The organism is Hydrogenophaga sp. 5NK40-0174 (genome assembly GCF_040372165.1).
Classification (GTDB): Bacteria; Pseudomonadota; Gammaproteobacteria; order Burkholderiales; family Burkholderiaceae_C; genus Hydrogenophaga.
In genome coordinates this window covers 35998-54915 of sequence record NZ_BAABWG010000005.1, presented here as the reverse complement: position 1 = coordinate 54915, position 18918 = coordinate 35998, and the positions used below count along the sequence as shown (strand labels likewise).

General features: G+C 62.8%; 13 protein-coding genes. 7 read left to right on the top strand and 6 right to left on the bottom strand.

Going from position 1 to position 18918, the window contains the following annotated elements; all coding sequences use genetic code 11:
* Positions 1 to 18 precede the first annotated feature (18 nt).
* Positions 19 to 912 (top strand): dienelactone hydrolase family protein, encoded by an 894-nt coding sequence (locus ABWV89_RS16790; protein WP_353399477.1) that lies wholly within the window; start codon positions 19 to 21, stop codon positions 910 to 912.
* A 41-nt stretch (positions 913 to 953) separates the two neighbouring features.
* Here the strand turns inward: ABWV89_RS16790 and ABWV89_RS16785 are convergent, their stop codons facing one another.
* Positions 954 to 1436, bottom strand: coding sequence for an SRPBCC family protein (locus ABWV89_RS16785; protein ID WP_353399474.1), 483 nt, complete (start codon positions 1434 to 1436; stop codon positions 954 to 956).
* 92 nt (positions 1437 to 1528) lie between these two features.
* Between ABWV89_RS16785 and ylqF the strand changes: the two genes are divergently transcribed.
* The 3 genes from ylqF (at position 1529) to ABWV89_RS16770 (ending at position 6160) form a co-directional block, all read left to right on the top strand.
* Positions 1529 to 2500 carry a ribosome biogenesis GTPase YlqF gene (gene ylqF, locus ABWV89_RS16780; protein WP_353399471.1) on the top strand — a complete coding sequence of 324 codons (972 nt, stop codon included), beginning with the start codon at positions 1529 to 1531 and terminating at the stop codon, positions 2498 to 2500.
* Between the two features lie 237 nt (positions 2501 to 2737).
* Positions 2738 to 3589 carry a hypothetical protein gene (locus ABWV89_RS16775; protein ID WP_353399468.1) on the top strand — a complete coding sequence of 284 codons (852 nt, stop codon included), beginning with the start codon at positions 2738 to 2740 and terminating at the stop codon, positions 3587 to 3589.
* A gap of 204 nt (positions 3590 to 3793) precedes the next feature.
* A complete protein-coding gene (locus tag ABWV89_RS16770; protein WP_353399465.1) occupies positions 3794 to 6160 on the top strand; it encodes a DNA internalization-related competence protein ComEC/Rec2 in 2367 nt (788 codons plus the stop codon).
* Here the strand turns inward: ABWV89_RS16770 and ABWV89_RS16765 are convergent.
* The 3 genes from ABWV89_RS16765 to ABWV89_RS16755 are packed head-to-tail and all read right to left on the bottom strand — an operon-like array spanning position 6157 to position 13258.
* Positions 6157 to 7122 carry a transglutaminase family protein gene (locus ABWV89_RS16765; protein WP_353399463.1) on the bottom strand — a complete coding sequence of 322 codons (966 nt, stop codon included), beginning with the start codon at positions 7120 to 7122 and terminating at the stop codon, positions 6157 to 6159. The genes ABWV89_RS16770 and ABWV89_RS16765 overlap by 4 nt on opposite strands.
* 6 nt (positions 7123 to 7128) lie before the next feature.
* A complete protein-coding gene (locus ABWV89_RS16760; protein WP_353399460.1) occupies positions 7129 to 9729 on the bottom strand; it encodes a circularly permuted type 2 ATP-grasp protein in 2601 nt (866 codons plus the stop codon).
* A 34-nt stretch (positions 9730 to 9763) separates the two neighbouring features.
* Entirely contained in the window at positions 9764 to 13258 is a 3495-nt protein-coding gene (locus ABWV89_RS16755; RefSeq protein WP_353399458.1) for a transglutaminase family protein, read from the bottom strand.
* A gap of 443 nt (positions 13259 to 13701) precedes the next feature.
* Between ABWV89_RS16755 and ABWV89_RS16750 the strand changes: the two genes are divergently transcribed.
* The 3 genes from ABWV89_RS16750 (at position 13702) to ABWV89_RS16740 (ending at position 17159) form a co-directional block, all read left to right on the top strand.
* Positions 13702 to 15141 (top strand): circularly permuted type 2 ATP-grasp protein, encoded by a 1440-nt coding sequence (locus ABWV89_RS16750; protein ID WP_353399455.1) that lies wholly within the window; start codon positions 13702 to 13704, stop codon positions 15139 to 15141.
* 90 nt (positions 15142 to 15231) lie between these two features.
* On the top strand, positions 15232 to 16194 hold the full coding sequence (locus ABWV89_RS16745; RefSeq protein ID WP_353399453.1) for an alpha-E domain-containing protein: 963 nt from the start codon (positions 15232 to 15234) through the stop codon (positions 16192 to 16194).
* 92 nt (positions 16195 to 16286) lie between these two features.
* Positions 16287 to 17159, top strand: a complete 873-nt coding sequence (locus tag ABWV89_RS16740; RefSeq protein WP_353399450.1) for a transglutaminase family protein — start codon at positions 16287 to 16289, stop codon at positions 17157 to 17159.
* Here the strand turns inward: ABWV89_RS16740 and ABWV89_RS16735 are convergent.
* Positions 17151 to 17753 (bottom strand): DUF2062 domain-containing protein, encoded by a 603-nt coding sequence (locus ABWV89_RS16735; protein WP_353399448.1) that lies wholly within the window; start codon positions 17751 to 17753, stop codon positions 17151 to 17153. The genes ABWV89_RS16740 and ABWV89_RS16735 overlap by 9 nt on opposite strands.
* A gap of 16 nt (positions 17754 to 17769) precedes the next feature.
* Complete coding sequence (mltB, locus tag ABWV89_RS16730; protein WP_353399445.1) at positions 17770 to 18903, bottom strand: lytic murein transglycosylase B; 1134 nt, start codon at positions 18901 to 18903, stop codon at positions 17770 to 17772.
* Positions 18904 to 18918 lie beyond the last annotated feature (15 nt).

Below are 18918 nucleotides of genomic sequence, written 5' to 3'. Positions count from 1 at the left end.
TTTTGCCGAGGAGCCGCCATGAGCCGTCTGACTGCTGCCGATTTCGATCAGGAACTGTTGGTGCTGTTTGATGCCTATGTGCATGGCGACCTGGACCGGCGAGGCTTCCTGGGCAAGGCGCGACGTTTTGCTGTCGGTGGCATGACGGCTGCAGGCCTGCTTGCAGCGCTCAATCCTCGCTTTGCCGAAGCGCAGGTTGTGGCAGAAGACGACAAGCGGATCAGAACCGCGACCGAAACCTTCGATTCACCCAAGGGCAACGGGCAGGTCAAGGCCTATGTGGCCCGGCCGGCAGAGGGTGACGGCCCGTGGCCCGCAGTTCTGGTCGTGCACGAGAACCGTGGGCTCAATCCGCATATCGAAGACATTGCGCGCCGCTTTGCGCTCGAGGGCTTTCTGGCCTACGCGCCCGACGCCCTGACGCCGCTGGGTGGCTATCCTGGCGACGAAGACAAGGCCCGGGCATTGTTTGGCCAGCTCGATCGCGACAAGACACAGGAAGATTTCATTGCCGCCTACGCCGCCGTCAACGCCCGCAAGGATGTCAACGGCCATGTGGGTGTGACCGGGTTCTGCTATGGCGGCGGCATTGCGCACATGCTGGCCACGCGGGTGGAAGGGCTGGACGCCGCCGTGCCGTTTTATGGCAACCATCCGCCGGCAGCTGACGCGGCCAAGGTTTCCGCGCCACTCATGATCCACTACGCTGACAAGGACGAGCGGATCAACGCCGGATGGCCGGAATACGAAGCGGCCCTCAAGGCTGCGGGCATTCCCCACACCGCCTACCGCTATCCCGGCACCCAGCACGGTTTCCACAACGACACCACCCCCCGTTTTGACGAGGCGGCGGCAAAGCTGGCCTGGGAGCGCACGCTGGCGTTCTTCCGCCAGCACCTGGCCAAGGCCTGAGAGCGGGCCAGGCCATCTGTCGGGTCAGGCCATCTGTCGGGTCAGGCCTCGCCGCCGAATCGTTCGATCAGGTTGTCGATGTACTGTTCGACCAGACGTTCGAACTCGCCTTCCACGACGGGCTGAACCACCATTTTCATCAGCGATGGCAGTGCCACCTCGACCTTGCCTTCAATGGCCAGGGTCACACCCGTGCAGCCTTTCTTGCCTTCGATCTTCCAGTTGCCGCCCACCAGGGCATTGCCGATGCCCTTGACCGGGGTCCAGCGCACTGACCCTGTTTGCTTGGCCTTGTCGAATTTGCTGACGTATTTGCTGGCATACACCGTCTGCAAATTGACCTGCTTGGTCCCCACTTTTTCCATCTCCCACTGATAGACACCACCCCCCATATCGGTGAGCGCCTCAACTTTGGGAAAATGGCTGACAGATTCCGGCACATCCGAGAGCACCTCGAACACCTCGGACGCGTCGGTTTTGACGTCGAATTCGTAGCCCAGATCAATGTTGACGGTGATGCTCATGTGTCTCCTCACTGGTTGGTATGGTGGCACCGTTGCAGGCGGCCCCGGCCATTGTGGCACGTCATTTGTTGAGTAGAAAGCAGTCTTCATTCATGAGCATTCAGTGGTTTCCCGGGCATATGCACCTCACCCGCAAGGCCATCGGCGAGCGGGTCAAGGAGATCGACGTGGTGGTGGAAATGCTCGATGCCCGCCTGCCGGGTTCCAGCGCCAACCCCATGCTGCAGGACCTCTCGCATGGCAAGCCCACACTCAAGGTGCTCAACAAGCAGGACATGGCCGACCCTGCCATGACCGAGCGCTGGCTGGCCTACTACAACGCCCGAGAGAAAACACGCGCCATTGCGCTCGATGCCGGCATGTCAGCGCCAGCCAAGGCCATTTCAGAAGCCTGCCGGGCTTTGGTGCCGGGGCGGGGGGGCATGTTCAAGCCGGTGCGTGTCCTCATCTGCGGCATTCCCAACGTCGGCAAATCGACGCTGATCAACACCTTGATGGGCAAGCGCGCTGCGAAGACCGGCGACGAGGCTGGTATCACGCGAAATGAGCAGCGCATCGTTCTGGCCGATGACTTCTACCTCTACGACACGCCCGGAGTGTTGTGGCCCAGGATCATTGTTCCCGAGAGCGGTTTCAACCTGGCTGCCAGCGGAGCTGTTGGGCGCAACGCATACGACGATCAGGAAGTGGCGCTGGAGCTGCTGGCCCGTCTTAAGAAGCACTACCCGCAATTGCTGATCGAGCGCTACAAGCTCGACCTGCCATCGCAAGAAGTGGCCGAAACGCCGGACGAAGACCTGCTCGAAGCAGCCGGCCGCCAACGTGGTGCACTGGGCGCTGGCGGCAAAGTCAACTGGCAAAAGACGGCGGAGCTGGTCATCGGTGACTTTAGAGCCATGCATACCGGACGCATCACACTCGAAACGCCGGAGGAATTTGATGTCTGGCTGGCGGCAGGGCAAAAGGCAGATGCCGAGCGGGCCGAGCGCAAGAAGGCGTTGCGGGACAGCAAGGGCAAGGGCAGGGGGCCCCAAGCCCAGCGACGTCCGCGCAAAAAACCATAGCAACTGAGGCATGAGTCCTGGAACCAGCTGGTACCCTGCAGAACCTGACAGTGCCTGAACGACCGGCGAGGTTTTGAGCCTCCATAATCGCTCCGGGCTCGTCGAGGAGAGAGGGAGTCCGACAGGGGGCGTTTGCAACAGTCTCAAGAGGAGACCGGGCCAGTGCGGGAGCGGGGGACGACTGCAGGGTCTGGCTGCGCCGTGAACACAATGCGTTCCGACCATTGATGCCAGCACATGACAAAACAAGCCCAAACCAGCGCTGCTCGAATTGATCGCAGCTTTTTGCAAGCCTATCTGCGCCACCAGTTGTGGCACCTCACCGCGCACAAGCTTCGCGTGGTGACCACCACCGAGCCCGACACTTTCAACGAGGCCTACCTGAAGTGGACCGGCATGGGTTACACCCAGGCACCGTTCACGCCAGAGCACAATCGCGAGACACTGAGCAATCGCAACTTCATCGGCCTGACGCTGGTCAGCGGCGCGGAGGTCATTGCCACCCTGGCCGGACGCGTGGTGCAGGTGGCTCAGTCCGACATCAAGCTCTCTGACGCTCTTCGCCAGGGCCTGCTTTTCAGCGCCAGCTATGGCCTGGTCGAGAGTGACTGGGTGCCAGACGCCGGCCCCGAGGTCGGCAACCAGACGCTGGGGTACTTTGGTGGTGGCTGGGTGCATCCGAACTGGCGCGGCGCAGCTTTTGGCGGTCTGCTGCTGCGCGTGGCTCTGATCCAGACCATCACCCGTTTTCCCGCCATCACCAACATGTTCGGCATGGTGACCGATCCGGTGATGAAGTCCGGCATGGTGATGAACCCTGCCGGATGGGGTTGTACCGACGCAGAGCTGGTGTGCAAGGGCTTCCTGAGCCTGACAGGCAAGTTCGAGCACCTCTATGGCGTCTGGTCTTCGGTGGAAGACCTGCTCGCGATGTACAAGGACGAACACGACCGGTATGAGGCCGGCGGGCGCCCCGCCTGGCTGCCAGGCGATACCCCAATCCTGCCTGCGCTATGGGGAGGCACTGCCGAGCCATCGGCCAAACCATCTACCGAGTCAACGCCGGACAAAGAGCGGCCGTCGCGCTGACATGTGGCCCCGGCGCAGCGGTGAGGACCGCCGGGGCATCCCACTTTCTGCCCCCTCTTTTCTGATCGCCTCAATTTGAGGTTGTGTGGCCGCGGTCCGTTGGACATCATGCGGCCTGGACGCCAATGGAAATCAGGCGAGCCAGCACAAGCGAAGAACGATCAGGGAAGGCAGGGGATGTCAAGAAGGCGCAGCACGCTAGCGATGCTGAGTGGCTGGGGCATGCTGGGCTGGGTTGCCGGGACGGCGGCACAGTTGCAGCAGGCGTATCTGTGGCCCCCGGCGATCTATGGCGTCTCCGCGATCGTGGCGCTGCTCATGGCAGGCCTGGCCCTGAAAACTCGATGGGCGCCCGCAGTGCTGCTGAGCGCTGCCATGCTGGCGGCAGCCTGTACCGGGCTGCGAGCTGCTGCGTACGATGCGCAGTCATTGTCGCCCGAGCTGGAGGGGCGTTCTCTGGTGCTCACGGGTGTGATCACCGGCCTGCCTCAGCGCTCGGCCCAGGGTCTGCGGTTCGGTTTCGAAGTGAGAGAGGCGGTTGACGGCGATCGTGCCGTTCGCGTTCCGGACCAATGGCTGCTGGGCTGGTATGGGCAGGCGCTGCCCGCTGCCGTGGTTCCTGGACAGGTATGGCGGTTTCAAGTTCGTGCCAAGGCGCCTCACGGTGCCATGAACCCTCACGGCTTCGACCGCGAGCGCTGGTTCTGGTCGCAAGGCATTGGCGCCAGGGGAAGTGTGCAGGCAGGGCGTTCTGCACTGCCGCCCGCGTTGCTTCAAGAGACACGCGGGCACTGGTTTGATCGCGCCAGGCTCTGGACGCGCGACCGCATTCTGGCCCGGGTCGATGATGCGGCGCAGGCGGGCGTGCTTGCCGCCCTGGTGGTGGGCGATCAGGCTGCCTTGTCTGTGAATGCCTGGGACCTGTTTCGTGTCACAGGCGTCTCTCATCTGATGAGCATCTCCGGTTTGCATGTGACCTTGTTTGCCTGGTGCGCCGTCCGGTTGGTGCGATGGATGTGGCGAGGCCTGGCGTACCGGTGGCCTGAAGCGGTCATGCTTGTCCCGGCACCGTCAGCCGGCACCTGGGGCGGGCTGATGCTCGCCACCGCCTATGCGGTGTTTTCCGGCTGGGGTGTTCCCGCCCAGCGCACCTTGTTGATGCTGGCGGTCATGATGGGGCTGCGCCTTCTCCGTGGGCGCTGGCCCTGGGGACTGACCTGGATGGTCGCCATGTGTTGTGTGGTGGTGCTCGACCCCTGGGCACTGCTTCAATCCGGATTCTGGCTCAGCTTTGTGGCGGTGGGCATGCTGTTTGCCGCAGACCCGGGCAACGATGTCGATCGCGGGCAGGCGCAGGAGCCGGTCGTGAGGTCCGTGCCGGTCAGGGCATGGCGCGCTGGCTTTGGTCTCTTGCGCGAGCAGGCTGTCGTGACCATGGCGCTTGCTCCGCTGGGCTTGATGCTGTTCGGTCAGTTCTCCGTGGTGGGTTTGATGGTGAATTTGCTCGCCATACCCTGGGTGACGCTCGTCGTCACGCCATTGGCGCTGCTGGGTGTGGTGCTGGCACCCTTGTGGCATCTGGCAGCCGTGTCAGTGGATGGGATGCTGCATCTTCTGCATTGGGCAGCGAGCTTCTCATGGGCGACCATCTTTCTCCCGCGCGCGCCGTTTGCACTGGCCGCTCTGGCAGTGGCGGGCGGCGTGCTGGCTGCCATCCGTTGGCCCCTGCCGATGCGCATGGCCGGGGCACTGCTGGCGTGGCCAGCGTTGCTGTGGATGCCCCACTCGCCAGGTCATGGCGAGTTCGAGCTGCTCGCGCTTGATGTCGGGCAGGGCAGCGCTGTTCTGGTGCGAACGGCATCGCACAGTCTGCTGTTCGACACGGGGCCGGCTTATCCCGGTGGAGGTGATGGAGGCCGCAGCATCGTCGTGCCGACCTTGCAGGCCATGGGTGTGGCGCCGGATGCGGTGGTGGTCAGTCATGCCGACAAGGATCATGCAGGGGGTGCCGCTGCAGTGGCCGCATCGTTTCCAGATGCGCTGTGGCTGGGAGCGTCGCCAACGGGCAAGACCGGCACCAGATGTCACGCAGGTCAGGGCTGGGAATGGGATGGCGTGCGGTTCGAGGTGCTCAACCCGTATCCCGAGGACCATGGGGAGTTGGGCAAGCCCCGCCTTTCGTCCAATGCCATGTCGTGTGTGCTGATGGTTGGCGTGCCCGGTCCGCGATCGGCATTGCTCACCGGCGACATGGACCAGGCGCGGGAATTGCGCATGATATCGGATCGGCCTGACCTGAGGGCAGGGCTCATGCTCTCTCCACACCATGGGAGTCACACTTCGTCCAGCCCGGCCTTTCTCAATGTTGTGCAAGCGCACACGGTGATCGTGCAGGCCGGTTACCTCAACCCGTTTCGACACCCGTCTACGAGAGTTGTTCGGCGCTATGAAGCGCGAGACATGAATTGGTACTCCACGCCGCAATGTGGCGCAGCGCTCTGGAGAAGCACCGAGCCGCTGGAAGTGGTGTGTCAGCGCACCATGGACCGGCGCTACTGGCACCGACGTTAGGCAGGTTCGGGTGGCGTTGCGTCCGCTGCGGGCCATTCAGAAGGTGGCGCCACCGTCACGCCGACGTCCAGGGTGTGCTGGTCTCCTCCCTGAATCACGCCGCGCATGGGCGACACATCCGAGAAGTCCCGCCCTACTGCGAGAGTCACATAGTCTTCACCCGGACTGGCGTAACCCCAGCGGTCGTTGGTCGGGTCCAGGTCCACCCAGTGTGGAGCGTTGCCAGTAGCATCATCCGGTTCAAGGCTTGGCAAGTGCAGCGAGACCCAGGCATGCGAAGCATCTGCGCCCACCAGTCGCGGCTGGCCCGGCTTGGGGTGGGTGAGCAGGTAGCCACTGACGTACCGGGCCGGCAGGCCCAGACTGCGCAGGCAGCCAAGCATGATGTGCGCAAAATCCTGGCACACACCTTTGCGCTGTTCCAGTGCCTGCAAGACGGGGGTGGTGATGTCGGTGCTCGCAGGCTCGTACGCAAAGTGCGTGTGAATGTGGGTCATGAGCGCGACGGCGGCCTCCAGTATGGGCCGACCGGGCGTGAACACTTCGCGGGCAAAATCTGCCAGCGCTTCCGCCCTGGGCACCATGGGAGAGGGAAACGCGAACTCGACTGCCGGATCGTATGGGGCGCCCAGTCGGTAGCGAAAGCGCTCCTGCACCGACTCCCAGGTCATGGCAGTCACCTGTTCGAAATCGGACGGCGGCGGGACGATGCGGGTGGTCACCAGGGAGTCGGCGACCACATCCAGCGTTTCATGTGGCGCCTGCACAGTGATCGTGGTCTGGTGGTTGCCAAAGCTGTCGATCCTGTCCACGCGAAAGGCCGGCGCAGGTTCAAAGCTCAGGTCGTGGCTCGAGACGGTCTGGGACGGGCGGTCCAGAGGGGAGAGGTGGACCAGATGCTGGGCCATGTTGACCGTCCCCTGATAGTCATAGCGTGTGTGGTGCAGGACGCGCAGTTCCATGTTGCCTCATGCTCCCAGCGATTTGAGCCGATTGTCGGCATGGCTGAAATGCAGCGCGGATATGGACTCGGACAGGCTCCACGCAGACGCCTCGCATTGTTCGATCACTTCCATCAGTGCCCGCCAGACGCGCTGACCATCAGGCTGGCGCTCCCAGTTGCACAGTTCAGGCAGTTCCCAGCTCGAAGGCTGCGGCAGGTTTTGCCCCAGGGTACTGTCCTGCACGGATTCGCTGTTGGCCAATTTGCCCAGGCGGGTCCGCAGGGTTCTGACCACCCAGGCCAGTGACCGGGGGTTGTCAGGGTCCAGCACCAGCAGGCTGACGAGGGCCACAATATCCCTGCGCTGCTGGAACTGGGCGTGAAAGGTGATCGTGCTGTCAAACTGCGCGACGAGCGCGTCGAAACCTGCCGCGTCCTGGATGCTCTGCGAGGCCAGCGCATGGCGCATGGACTGGGACAGACAGAGAATCCGCTCAATGTGGCGACCGATCGACAGCAAGCGCCATCCATCGTCCCGCACCATGCGGTCGGTTTGAGAGCCGGTGATGGCCGCCAGCAACTCGCTGGCGTTTTGCAAGGCTTCGATGGCTTCATTGATGGCAAACGACGAGTCGCTGTCAATGCCGTCCAGGTCACCGGCAAAGCCGGCCTCACAGCGCGCGATCAGGTGCCAGTGCTCCGCAGAGAGCCGATCCCTCACCTGACTGGCAGCGGCTTTGAGACTGCGCAGCTGGCTACCGACACTCATGCTCAGGTCGGCATGCGGTTGTCCGCCTGGCGGACAAAGGTTGGCCACCAGTGCGCGGGCAAAGACGCGAGGCGAGGCAATGGCTGAAGGCACATCCGGCAGGACGAGCGAAGCCTCACGCGCTGTTGCGTCCATCCAGAGCAGCAGGGCCTCTGAGCTGGCCTCTTCGCTTGCCAGCTGCTCCAGCAACACACGGGCGAGCCGGATGCTGTTCTCCGCCCGCTCTGTGTACCTCCCGAGCCAGAAAAGGTTTTCGGCCACCCGGCTGGTGACCACTCGCTGGCTGCTGGCGACCTCCATGGTCGAAGTCATGGTCGCAGGCATGTTGGTGTGGTCGACAGGGCCTTCGGTCATGACCCAGCAGTCGGCACTGCTTCCGCCACGCTGCATGGTGGCAATGAGCTGACCACGCCTGGCGATCCGTACCATTCCGCCGGGCAGGATTTGCCACTGCCCGGGCCCACGGCAAAGCGCGAACACGCGCAGCATTGCCGACCTGGGCACAAGCTGAGCGTCCGTCCAGGTGGGGGTTTGCGGCAAGGGCAGCCATTCCTGTACCGTGTAGTTGTCCGGGGAGCGCACCATTCGCCCCGTCCATTCATCGATTTGCTGAGGCGTCAGGCGCCGCCCCATGACAGCCGCGTTGTCCCTGTCAGGGTAGGTGTTGCGGATCACGCCCTTGCGCAGTTGAGGCAGCACGGAATTCAGTGACGCTTCTTCTCCACACCACCAGGTGGCCAGGGAAGGCAACAGGAGTGACTCGCCCAACAAGTGATCGCAGACGCCGGGCAGAAAACCCAGTATTGCCGAAGACTCCAGAGGGGAAGAGCCGGGCATGTTGGCCATCGCGAGATTGCCCGCGCGCAGTACGCCCACAATCCCCGGCACGCCCAGCGCAGAGTCGGCGCGGAAGGTCAGCGGGTCTACCCAGGCATCATCCACGCGCTTGATGAGCGCATGGACAGGCTCCAGGCCCTTGAGGGTCTTGAGAAACAGGCGCTGGTCCCTGACCGTCAGGTCGTTGCCTTCGACGAGAGAGACACCCAGGTATTGGGCAAGGTAGGCCTGCTCGAAGTAGGTCTCGTTGTAAGGCCCGGGTGTCAGCAGGGCAACGTGGGCGTCGGGCCCTTGCGGCGTGAGGCTGCGCAATGCGCCAAGAAAGTCTCGGTAGCTGGCGGCCAGGCGCTGGATGCGCAGGCCTGCGAAAGCCCTTGGAAACTGCCTCGAAACAGCAATGCGGTTCTCCAGCAGGTAGCCCAGGCCAGAGGGGGCCTGAGTCCGCTGGCTCACCACCCACCAGCGCCCGTCTGGTCCCCTGGCCAGGTCGAAGGCCACGATGGGAAGCCACGTTTGCCCTGGGGCATCAATGCCTTGCATGGCGCGCAAATAGCCCGAGTGCCCCAGCACGAGTGCTGGTGGCAGCAAGGCCTTTTTGAGCAACTGCCGCTCGCCGTAGATGTCGCCCATCATGGCGTTGAGCAAACGGGCTCTTTGCAGGGTGCCGGCCTCGATCTGCGCCCAGTCCTCCGTGGAGAGAATCATGGGCAGCAGGTCAAGCGACCATGGTCGTTGCTCTCCTGTCGTCTCGGCGTAGACGTTGTAAGTGACGCCGTTGTCGCGCAACTGACGGTTCAGGTTGTCCTGGCGGCGGGACAGGTCGGCCAGGCCGTCCATGCCCACATGCTCGAAGAAGCGTTCCCAATGGGGTGCGAGCATGCCTTCGATACCCTGGGACCGTCCGCGCAACTCGTCATAGTGCCCTGCATCGGCAGGCACGTGGACGGACTCGGCCCAGTCACTCGGTGACAGCGGGCCAAGGTCGTCGAACAGCGAATCGGGTGGGGGCGTCGGGTTCACGGCCAGACGGTATCACGAACGGCTGGCAGCCGCTTCAGACCGGTGTGCGCATGTCGAGGGTGAAGGGGAATTCCTTGTTGACAGGGGCGTGGCGCAGCGGCATGCGACCCGTCGTGTGCCCCATCCGGAAGAAGCGTGAGAGGCGGCGACTCTCTGCCTCATAGGCATTGACCGGAAACGTCTCGTAGTTTCGCCCACCGGGGTGTGAGACATGGTACTGGCAGCCACCCACGGAACGCTGCAGCCAGTTGTCCACGAAATCGAATGTCAAGGGCGTGTGCACGCCGATAGAGGGGTGGAGAGACGAGGGCGGGTTCCATGCCTTGTATCGAACGCCAGCCACCCACTCGCCGGCCACCCCGGTGGGTTGCAGCGGAACGGTTCGACCGTTGCAGGAAATCCGGTAGCGGGAATCGTTGAACCCGCTCACCTTGATCTCGACTCGCTCCAGAGATGAATCGACGTACCGGACATTGCCACCGGCAGCGCCTTCTTCGCCCATCACATGCCATGGCTCCAGCGCCATGCGCAGCTCCATGTTCATCCCGTGCGAGGAGAGCTGACCGAGCAAGGGGAAGCGGAACTCGAAGTGCGGGGCAAACCAGCTCATGTCGAACTCGAAGCCATGATTGGCAAGGTCGGCAAGCACATCCTCGAAATCCATGCGGATGAAGCTCGGCAGCAGGAAGCGGTCGTGCAGCTCGGTGCCCCAGCGTGTCAGTGGCGAGCGCCAGGGCTGCGTCCAGTAGCGAGCCAGCAGCGCGCGAATCAGCAACTGCTGAGCCACGCTCATGCGGGCATGCGGCGGCATCTCGAACGCCCTGAGTTCCAGCAGTCCCAGCCGGCCGGTACTGCTGTCCGGCGAGTAGAGCTTGTCGATGCAGAACTCGCTGCGGTGGGTGTTCCCTGTGACGTCGATCAGGATGTTTCGCAGCGCCCGGTCCACCTGCCACGGAGGCAGGTGCGAGCCATGGATTCGACGACTGCGCTCGATCTGCTCCAATGCAATTTCCAGCTCATAGACCTGATCATTGCGCGCTTCATCCACACGAGGCGCCTGACTTGTGGGGCCGATGAACAGGCCTGAGAACAGGTAGGACAGGGATGGGTGGTTGTGCCAGCAGGCGAGCAGGCTGGCGAGCACCTCTGGCTTGCGCAGGAACGGTGAATCGTCCGGGGTGGCACCGCCGAGCACGAAGTGGTTGCCCCCTCCCGTGCCCGTGTGGCGGCCATCGGTCATGAATTTCTCAGCGCACAGGCGGGTCTGGTGAGCGGCCTCGTACAGGAACTCGGTGCGTTCGACCAGCTCGTCCCAGCTGGAGGAGGGATGGATGTTCACCTCGATCACGCCAGGGTCGGGCGTGACCTGCAGCATTTTCATCCGGGGGTCGCGTGGTGGCGGGTAGCCTTCGAGCACGACCGGGATATTCAGCTTGCGGGCGGTGGACTCGACGGCTTCAAGCAGGTGCAGATAGTCTTCGAGCCGCGCCATCGGGGGCATGAAGACATACAGGTGCTGGTGTTTGCCGCCATGGCGTCGTTCTGCCTTCGGGCCGTTGGCGCGCTGGGGGTCCCGTGCTTCGACACACAAGGCGGTGCGCGTCAGCCAGGCGGCAGACTCGCCACGCTGGGGGAAGCGTGCGCTGACCGTCTGGGCCGGCCCTGTGCCCGCAGGCGGGGTGCCCTGGTGCTCGAACGGGGCGTCGCCCGCCTGCCCGTGTCCATGTCCGTTCTCTGGCGGTTGTGCACCTTGCAGGGAGACGGTTCCGCCTTCTGCGAAACCTCCACCGAACTGGTGCGGATCCAGCTGGTGGCGCAGTGGAACGCCACTGGGCAACGGATCGCGCGCACTGTGCGGGTCGACCTGAATCAGATAGGGATAGTCACCCTCGGACACCCACGGCAGAGAGTCCAGTGGAAGGCGGTAGCCCATGGGCGAGTCGCCAGGCACCAGGTACATGCGCTCGTCACGGAAGAACCAGGGCCCGGTGGTCCAGCGCGGCCCTTGCAGTTTGCCCTTGTCCTGGACCTGCAGGGGCAGCACATAGCCCACCACGCTGTCCAGCCCTTGCGAGAACACCCGTCGCAGGCGGATGCGCTCGAGCTCGTCGTCGAGTTTGGAGTCGAAGGGGTCGACGTTGACAGGTAGCCTTCTTTCGCGCCACAGGAAGTACCAGGTGTCCTCGTATCCTGCGGTGATGTACTGGGTCGACACGCCCAGATGACGGGCAAGCGTCTGGGTGAACCGCTCGGCATCCGCCTGTGTGTACTGCGCAGGGTCACGTTCATCGGCCAGCAAAGAGGGGTCTTGCCAGCAGGGCTGCCCGTCCGTGCGCCAGAAAGCAGACAGGGCCCAGCGGGGCAATTGTTCGCCGGGGTACCACTTGCCCTGACCCATGTGCACAAAGCCACCTGCGCCGTAGCGTTCGCGCAAGCGGTCCAGCAGTTCGGTGGCGTAGCCGCGCTTGGTCGGACCCAACGCGTCCGTGTTCCATTCGGGCGCGTCGCGGTCACTGGTGGCGACGTAGGTGGGTTCTCCGCCCATGGTCAGTCGCACGTCACCCGCTTCGAGTGCATCGTCCACCTTGTGTCCGAGCCGGACGATGGCATCCCACTGGTCTTCCGAGTAAGGTCTGGTCACCCGCGGAGACTCGTGAATGCGGGTGATGTGCATGTCATGGCTGAAGCTGACCTCGCATTCGTCAAGCGCACCCTCGATGGGGGCGGCGCTGGAGGGCTGGGGCGTGCAGGCCAGCGGAATGTGGCCTTCTCCCGCGAGCAGTCCCGAGGTGGGGTCGAGCCCGATCCATCCGGCCCCGGGCAGGAATACCTCGCACCAGGCGTGCAAGTCGGTGAAGTCCGTTTCGGGACCGCTGGGCCCATCGACCGATTTCACGTCGGGTGCCAGCTGTATCAGGTAACCCGAGACAAAGCGCGCTGCGAGCCCGAGGTGGCGCAGCATCTGCACGAGCAACCAGCCCGAGTCGCGGCACGACCCGCTGCCCAGTGTCAGGGTCTGCTCGGGCGTCTGGACGCCGGGTTCCATCCGGATGGTGTAGGCGATGTCCTGATGCAGTTGCTGGTTGATTTGCACCAGCTTGTCCACCGTCCGCAGAGGAGTCCGGTCTATCTTGTCCAGGTAGGCCTTCAGTCTGGGCGTTGGCGGCGCCGCGTGCAGGTACGCGGCCAGTTCCTTGCGCAAGGCTTCGTCATAGTCGAACGGAAAAGTCTCTGCCGCTTCTTCGAGAAAGAAGTCGAACGGGTTGTGCACCGCCATCTTCACCACCAGGTCGACGCTGACCTTGAACTCGGTGGTGGGCGCCGGGAAGACCAGCCGTGACAGGTAGTTGGAGAAAGGGTCTTGCTGCCAGTTGATGAAGTGCTCGCCTGGAGCGACCTTCTGCGAGAAAGACAGGATCTCTGATCGGCAATGCGGCGCCGGCCTCAGCCGGATGACTTGCGGGCCGAGCTGGATGGGCCGGTCATACCGGTAATGGGTGACGTGACTGAGCGCGACATGAATGGCCATGATGACGAATTCTGACTTGAGACGCTTGGCGTCGAATGGCCTCCCGGGCTGGCGAAGACCTCTGCAAATCTGAAGCAAGACCTGAGCCAGAGCATTGGTATCTTCATCAGCTGTCCAGGCTGAAGACGGTTGCTGACAGCCCAATGTTCTTCAGGTCATTCTCACACCAAAACAGGGATACTGTGGGCGCCGACCTTCGCAAACCCAGTCATTTGGTGCGCCTCAAGGTCAATTATTGTGGCGGGTTCGCCAAGATGCCCGATTTCGGGGCATAGTGTATTTTCAGGTGAGTCCAAATGGTGCCATGATGGGCAGCCTGAGAAGCAGGCGTGTCAGCTCCTTTCTGTGCGGGTATGGCTTCATGGCCAACGGCGATCCTCCAAACGCCCATGCAGTGCTGGCTCAGTTCTTGCTCGAGGCAGTGAGTGCAGGAGAATGTGCGAATGACCCCCAAAGCCTTTGACGAAATGACCGCTGATGGCGGTGACACCCGTGCCCACTATGCGCGTTATGCGCATTGGCTCTCACAGCAGTCCGAGGAGGTCATCGCTGCCCGCCAGGAAGAAGCCGAGATGATCTTTCGCCGGGTGGGCATCACGTTTGCCGTCTACGGCGAGAAAGATGAAGACGGTTCGGGCACCGAGCGCCTGATCCCGTTTGACCTGATTCCCCGCATCATTCCGGTCCAGGAATGGCGGACGCTCGAGCAGGGACTGGTGCAACGCGTGACCGCGCTCAACCGGTTCATACACGACGTCTATCACGACCAGGAGATCATCCGCGCTGGCATCGTACCGGCCGACCAGCTCTTCCAGAACAACCAGTTCCGTCCGGAGATGATGGGCGTGGACGTGCCGCACCAGATTTATTCCCACATCGCCGGCATCGACCTGGTGCGCGCGGCCAATGCAGATGGGGAAGGCGAGTACTTTGTGCTCGAAGACAACTTGCGCGTCCCCAGTGGTGTGAGCTACATGCTGGAGAACCGCAGCATGATGATGCGGCTGTTTCCGGAGCTCTTCGGGGCCAACCGCGTGGCACCTGTGGCCCACTACCCGGACATGCTGCTCGAGACGCTGCGATCGGTCAGCCCGGCCACCACGGCGGAGCCGACCGTGGTGGTGCTCACCCCTGGCATGTACAACAGCGCCTACTTCGAGCACGCGTTTCTGGCGCAGCAGATGGGCGTGGAGCTGGTGGAAGGGCAGGATCTTTTTGTCCGGGACAATTTCGTCTACATGCGCACCACCCGTGGCCCTCGCCGCGTCGATGTGATCTATCGCAGGGTGGATGACAACTTCATCGATCCGTTGGCCTTCATGCCTGATTCCACCCTGGGATGTGCCGGCTTGCTGGGGGTGTACCGAAGCGGAAACGTGGCCATCTGCAACGCGGTGGGCACCGGCGTGGCCGATGACAAGTCCATTTACGCCTATGTGCCGAAGATGATTGATTTCTACCTCGGCCAGAAACCCATCCTCAGCAATGTGCCGACGTACCAGGGGCGTGAACCTGAAGACCTGAAGTACATCCTCTCCCACATGGATGAGCTGGTGGTCAAGGAAGTCCACGGCGCGGGTGGATACGGGATGCTGGTGGGGCCAGCGTCCACCAAGGCGGAGATCGAAGCCTTCCGCAAGGCCGTGAAAGCCAATCCTCAGGGGTATATTGCCCAGCCGACACTCAGCCTGTCCACCTGTCCTACCTTCGTCAACAGCGGAGTTGCGCCGCGACACATCGACCTCCGGCCTTTTGTGCTCTCGGGCAGCGAGGTCCAGATGGTGCCCGGTGGGCTGACCCGTGTGGCATTGAAAGAAGGCAGTCTTGTGGTGAACTCATCCCAGGGTGGCGGCACCAAAGATACCTGGGTGCTCGAGAACTGAGGGTCGAGAACCGGGACAAGAGCCAAAGACAAAAGATAAAAGATAAAAGACAAGAGTCGAGACCAGGACACATAGAGAAAGATCGCCATCATGCTTTCGAGAACCGCTGACCACCTGTTCTGGATGTCCCGCTACACCGAACGTGCGGAGAACACTGCACGCATGCTGGATGTGAATTACCAGACCGCCTTGCTCCCACAGTCAGAAGAGATGGCGCTGCAGGGCTGGGAAGGCTTGCTCACCATCAGCGAGCTCAAGTCGCTGTACCTGGAGACGCGCGGCAGCACCATCGAGGCTCGGGACGTACTGGACTTCATGGTGTGCGACGAAAGCAATCCGTCGAGCATTGCCTCATGCCTGGGCGCCGCCAGGGAGAATGCCCGAGCTGTGCGAGGCGCGCTGACCACCGAACTGTGGGAGACCCAGAACCAGACCTGGCTCGAGCTCACGCGCATGCTGCGTCAGCGCGAGTTTGCTCGCGATCCGGCCCAGTTCTTCGAATGGGTGAAATTCCGCTCCCACCTCTCCCGAGGGGTGGCCATCGGGACCATGCTGCAGGACGAGGCCTTTCATTTCTACCGCATGGGCACTTTCCTCGAGCGCGCTGACAACACAGCCCGCCTGCTCGATGTGAAGTTCCACGCGGCGCAATCCGACTATTTCGGCATGGCGCACCTGGCCGATCACGACTTCGATTTCTATCACTGGAGTGCTGTGCTTCGCAGCGTCAGTGGCTTCGAGGTGTATCGCAAGGTGTACCGCGACGTGATCACCCCCGAGCGTGTGGCAGAGCTGCTCATCGTCCGCCCCGACATGCCCCGTAGCCTGGCCGCCTGTCTCAACGAAGTGGTCAACAATCTGGTGGCAGTGGCCAACGACCACTCCCATGAGACCTTGCGCCGTGCAGGCAAGCTCAAGGCAGACCTGCAATACGCCCGCATTGACGAGATACTGGCCACGGGCCTACACGCTTTCCTGACGCAGTTCCTGGACAGGGTCAACGAACTGGGCGTTCGCATCAGTCAGGACTTTCTCATGCCAGCCAACGCATGAGGCTGGCAGGTGCCCCGACAGTGCCCGTCCTTGCTTGTGGCATGCTGTGCGACCCACTCTGGCCCTTGCGCCATTTCCGTTGAACGCAGCCTATGAGACTCCGCGTCGAGCATTCGACCTACTACGCCTATTCAGAGCCGTTGCTGTACATGGTGCAAAACCTGCACATGTGGCCAATGAGCGGCGCTGCGCAGACGGTGGAGCGCTGGCATGTGAATGTCCCTTCGCCGCTGCACGAGCAGCCAGACGGCGTCGGCAACCATGTGCACAGTTTCAGCCTGGCCGCGAATGTCGAGCAGGACCTTCGCCATATCGCCGTGATCGCCAAGGGAGTGGTGCAAACGCACGGCGTCTCGCGTCTCATCGACCCTCCGCAGGTGCCGCATCCGGCCTTCTACCTGAGGTCGACACCTCATGCCGAGCCGCACCCTCGCATGGCTGCCTGGGCGCGTGAAATGGTACCGGCGCTGGCTGCAGCACTGGATGCTCGTCAGGCACCATCCGTGGCAGACCTGGTGGTGCTGACTGAAGCCGTGGCCGACAAGGTCAAGTACAACAAGGGCCGAACCCAGGTGGACACGACTGCGCTGGAAGCTTTTGACTGGGGGCTGGGCGTATGCCAGGACCAGGCGCATGTGATGGTGGCTGTTTGTCGGAGCCTGGGTCTGCCGGCGCGATATGTCAGCGGCTATTTCTACGCAGAGAATGAGCCCGATCTGGCCAGCCATGCCTGGGCCGATGTTTGCCTGGACATGAACCATCGCGAATGGCTGAGCCTGGACGTGACGCACCGCTGCCCGACGGACGAACGGCACATCAGGTTGGCGACTGCCAGTGACTACACCGTGTGTCCTCCAACCAAAGGCGTTCGCCAGGGAGGTGGGGAAGAGACGATGGAAGTGGTGGTGCGCATCAGTGTCTGCACACCCGAGAACGATTCTTCGCTGGTGCCGTTGTCAGGCTGAACGGGTCTTGATGCGGCCACGCTGGCGGTTGCGCCGCTTCAGCCGAACGGCCGCAATCCAGATTGCACTGGTCAGCGCATAGGCCAGAAGCCCGCCGACTGTTGCAGTGATCGCCAGCCCCACCACCAGAGGCTTGCCCACTGTGCGCAGGAAATGCCAGGATGCAGACAGCCGCTCCGTGAAGCTTGCCTCCGGTTTGCCCTTGATGGCCTTTTGCATGTCGCGCGACTCCAGCGCGACCTTCAGCTTCGGGGGAACATCGCCGGGATGTGGTGCTTCGCCCAGCACCCGTTTGCCCAGCCGGTATGCCCCGTAGTAAACGGGGCCAAAGGTCACCGGATTGGTCACCAGGGTGCTGGCCACGGCCACGGGCAGATTGGCACGCAGGACCACAGCAGAAGCAGCTGACAGCGGAATCTGGGCGACCGGGATCAGCAGCCCGAAGAAGATGCCGAGTCCGAAGCCCAATGCAATGCCCTTGCGGCTCATGTGCCACAGGCGTGGATGCTGGAGGGTCGGGCCCATCCAGCGCAACCAGCGGTTGTTGCTGACCGCTTCCCGGTCGGGAAGCCACTTGAGAAAACGCTGTTTCATGCGCTGGGTTGGCGCCTTACCCGGGCGGCAACCGGGCTTCCACTGCCTTGCCGAGCTCGATGACGGCCATGGCGTAGTAGCTGCTCCAGTTGTAGCGGGTGACGGCGAAGAAGTTGTCGGTACCAGCGTAATAGGTGCGGGCATCCTCACCGTTTTCAAGTTCGATCAGGGCCAGAGGGCCTTCATGCGACTTGGCTTGTGGGCCCAGGCCGGCGCCCAGCTTTTGCATGCTGGCGGGCGAGAAGCTGGGCACGATGTCGGGTGCCAGCAAGGCCTGAAGGTCTGTCTTCCCGGGCCTGACGCTGACCTCGTAATGCGTAGGAACGCCAGGGCGCCAGCCAAAATTGCGAAAATAGTTTGCCACCGAGGCGACGATGTCCGCAGGTGAATTGAACAGGTCCACCTTGCCATCGTGGTCGTAGTCCACGCCATAGCGCCGCCAGCTGCTGGGCATGAACTGGGGAAGCCCCATGGCGCCTGCGTAGCTGCCTTCGATGGCCAGGGGGTCGAGGCCATTTTGGCTGGTCATGAGGAGAAACTGCTCGAGCTCGCCACGGAAGAAAGCTCGACGCTCACTGTAGCGCGGGTGGGCATCGGGAAAGTCAAAGGCCAGCGTGGTCAGCGCATCGATGACGCGAAAGCCCCCCGTGTGGCGTCCGTAGAGGGTTTCCACGCCCAGCACCCCGACGATCAGACTGGCCGGAACGCCATAGCTGTGTTCTACCTGCTGCAGGACTTCGCGGTTTTCCAGCCAGAACTGCTTGCCGGCTTCGATCCGCGTGGGCTCGATGAATCGGTCGCGATACGCGGCCCAGTTCTTGGCTTTGCCGGAAGGGGCAGGAGTGACCAGCTTGATCGCCCTGTCCAGTCGCTCGGCCTTTGCCACCAGTTGAAGCGTCCAGGCTTCATCGAGCTGCCGGCGCTCAGCCACTTCACGGGCGAAAGACATGGCAGCCGGGCTGGATGCATACCGATAGGTGTCGTCTGCCTGCAGTTCATGGGATGCCACCACGCCAGCATTGCCCGGACGTGTCTTGGAGGCAGTCTGGGCCCAGACGCCCTGAATGCCGATGAGGCTGACGGCCAGCGCCATGCACGCGCAACGAAGTGGGCGTCGCAAGCCGCTCGAATCGGAGATGTTGAAGGTCATGGGTTGCTGGGTCGG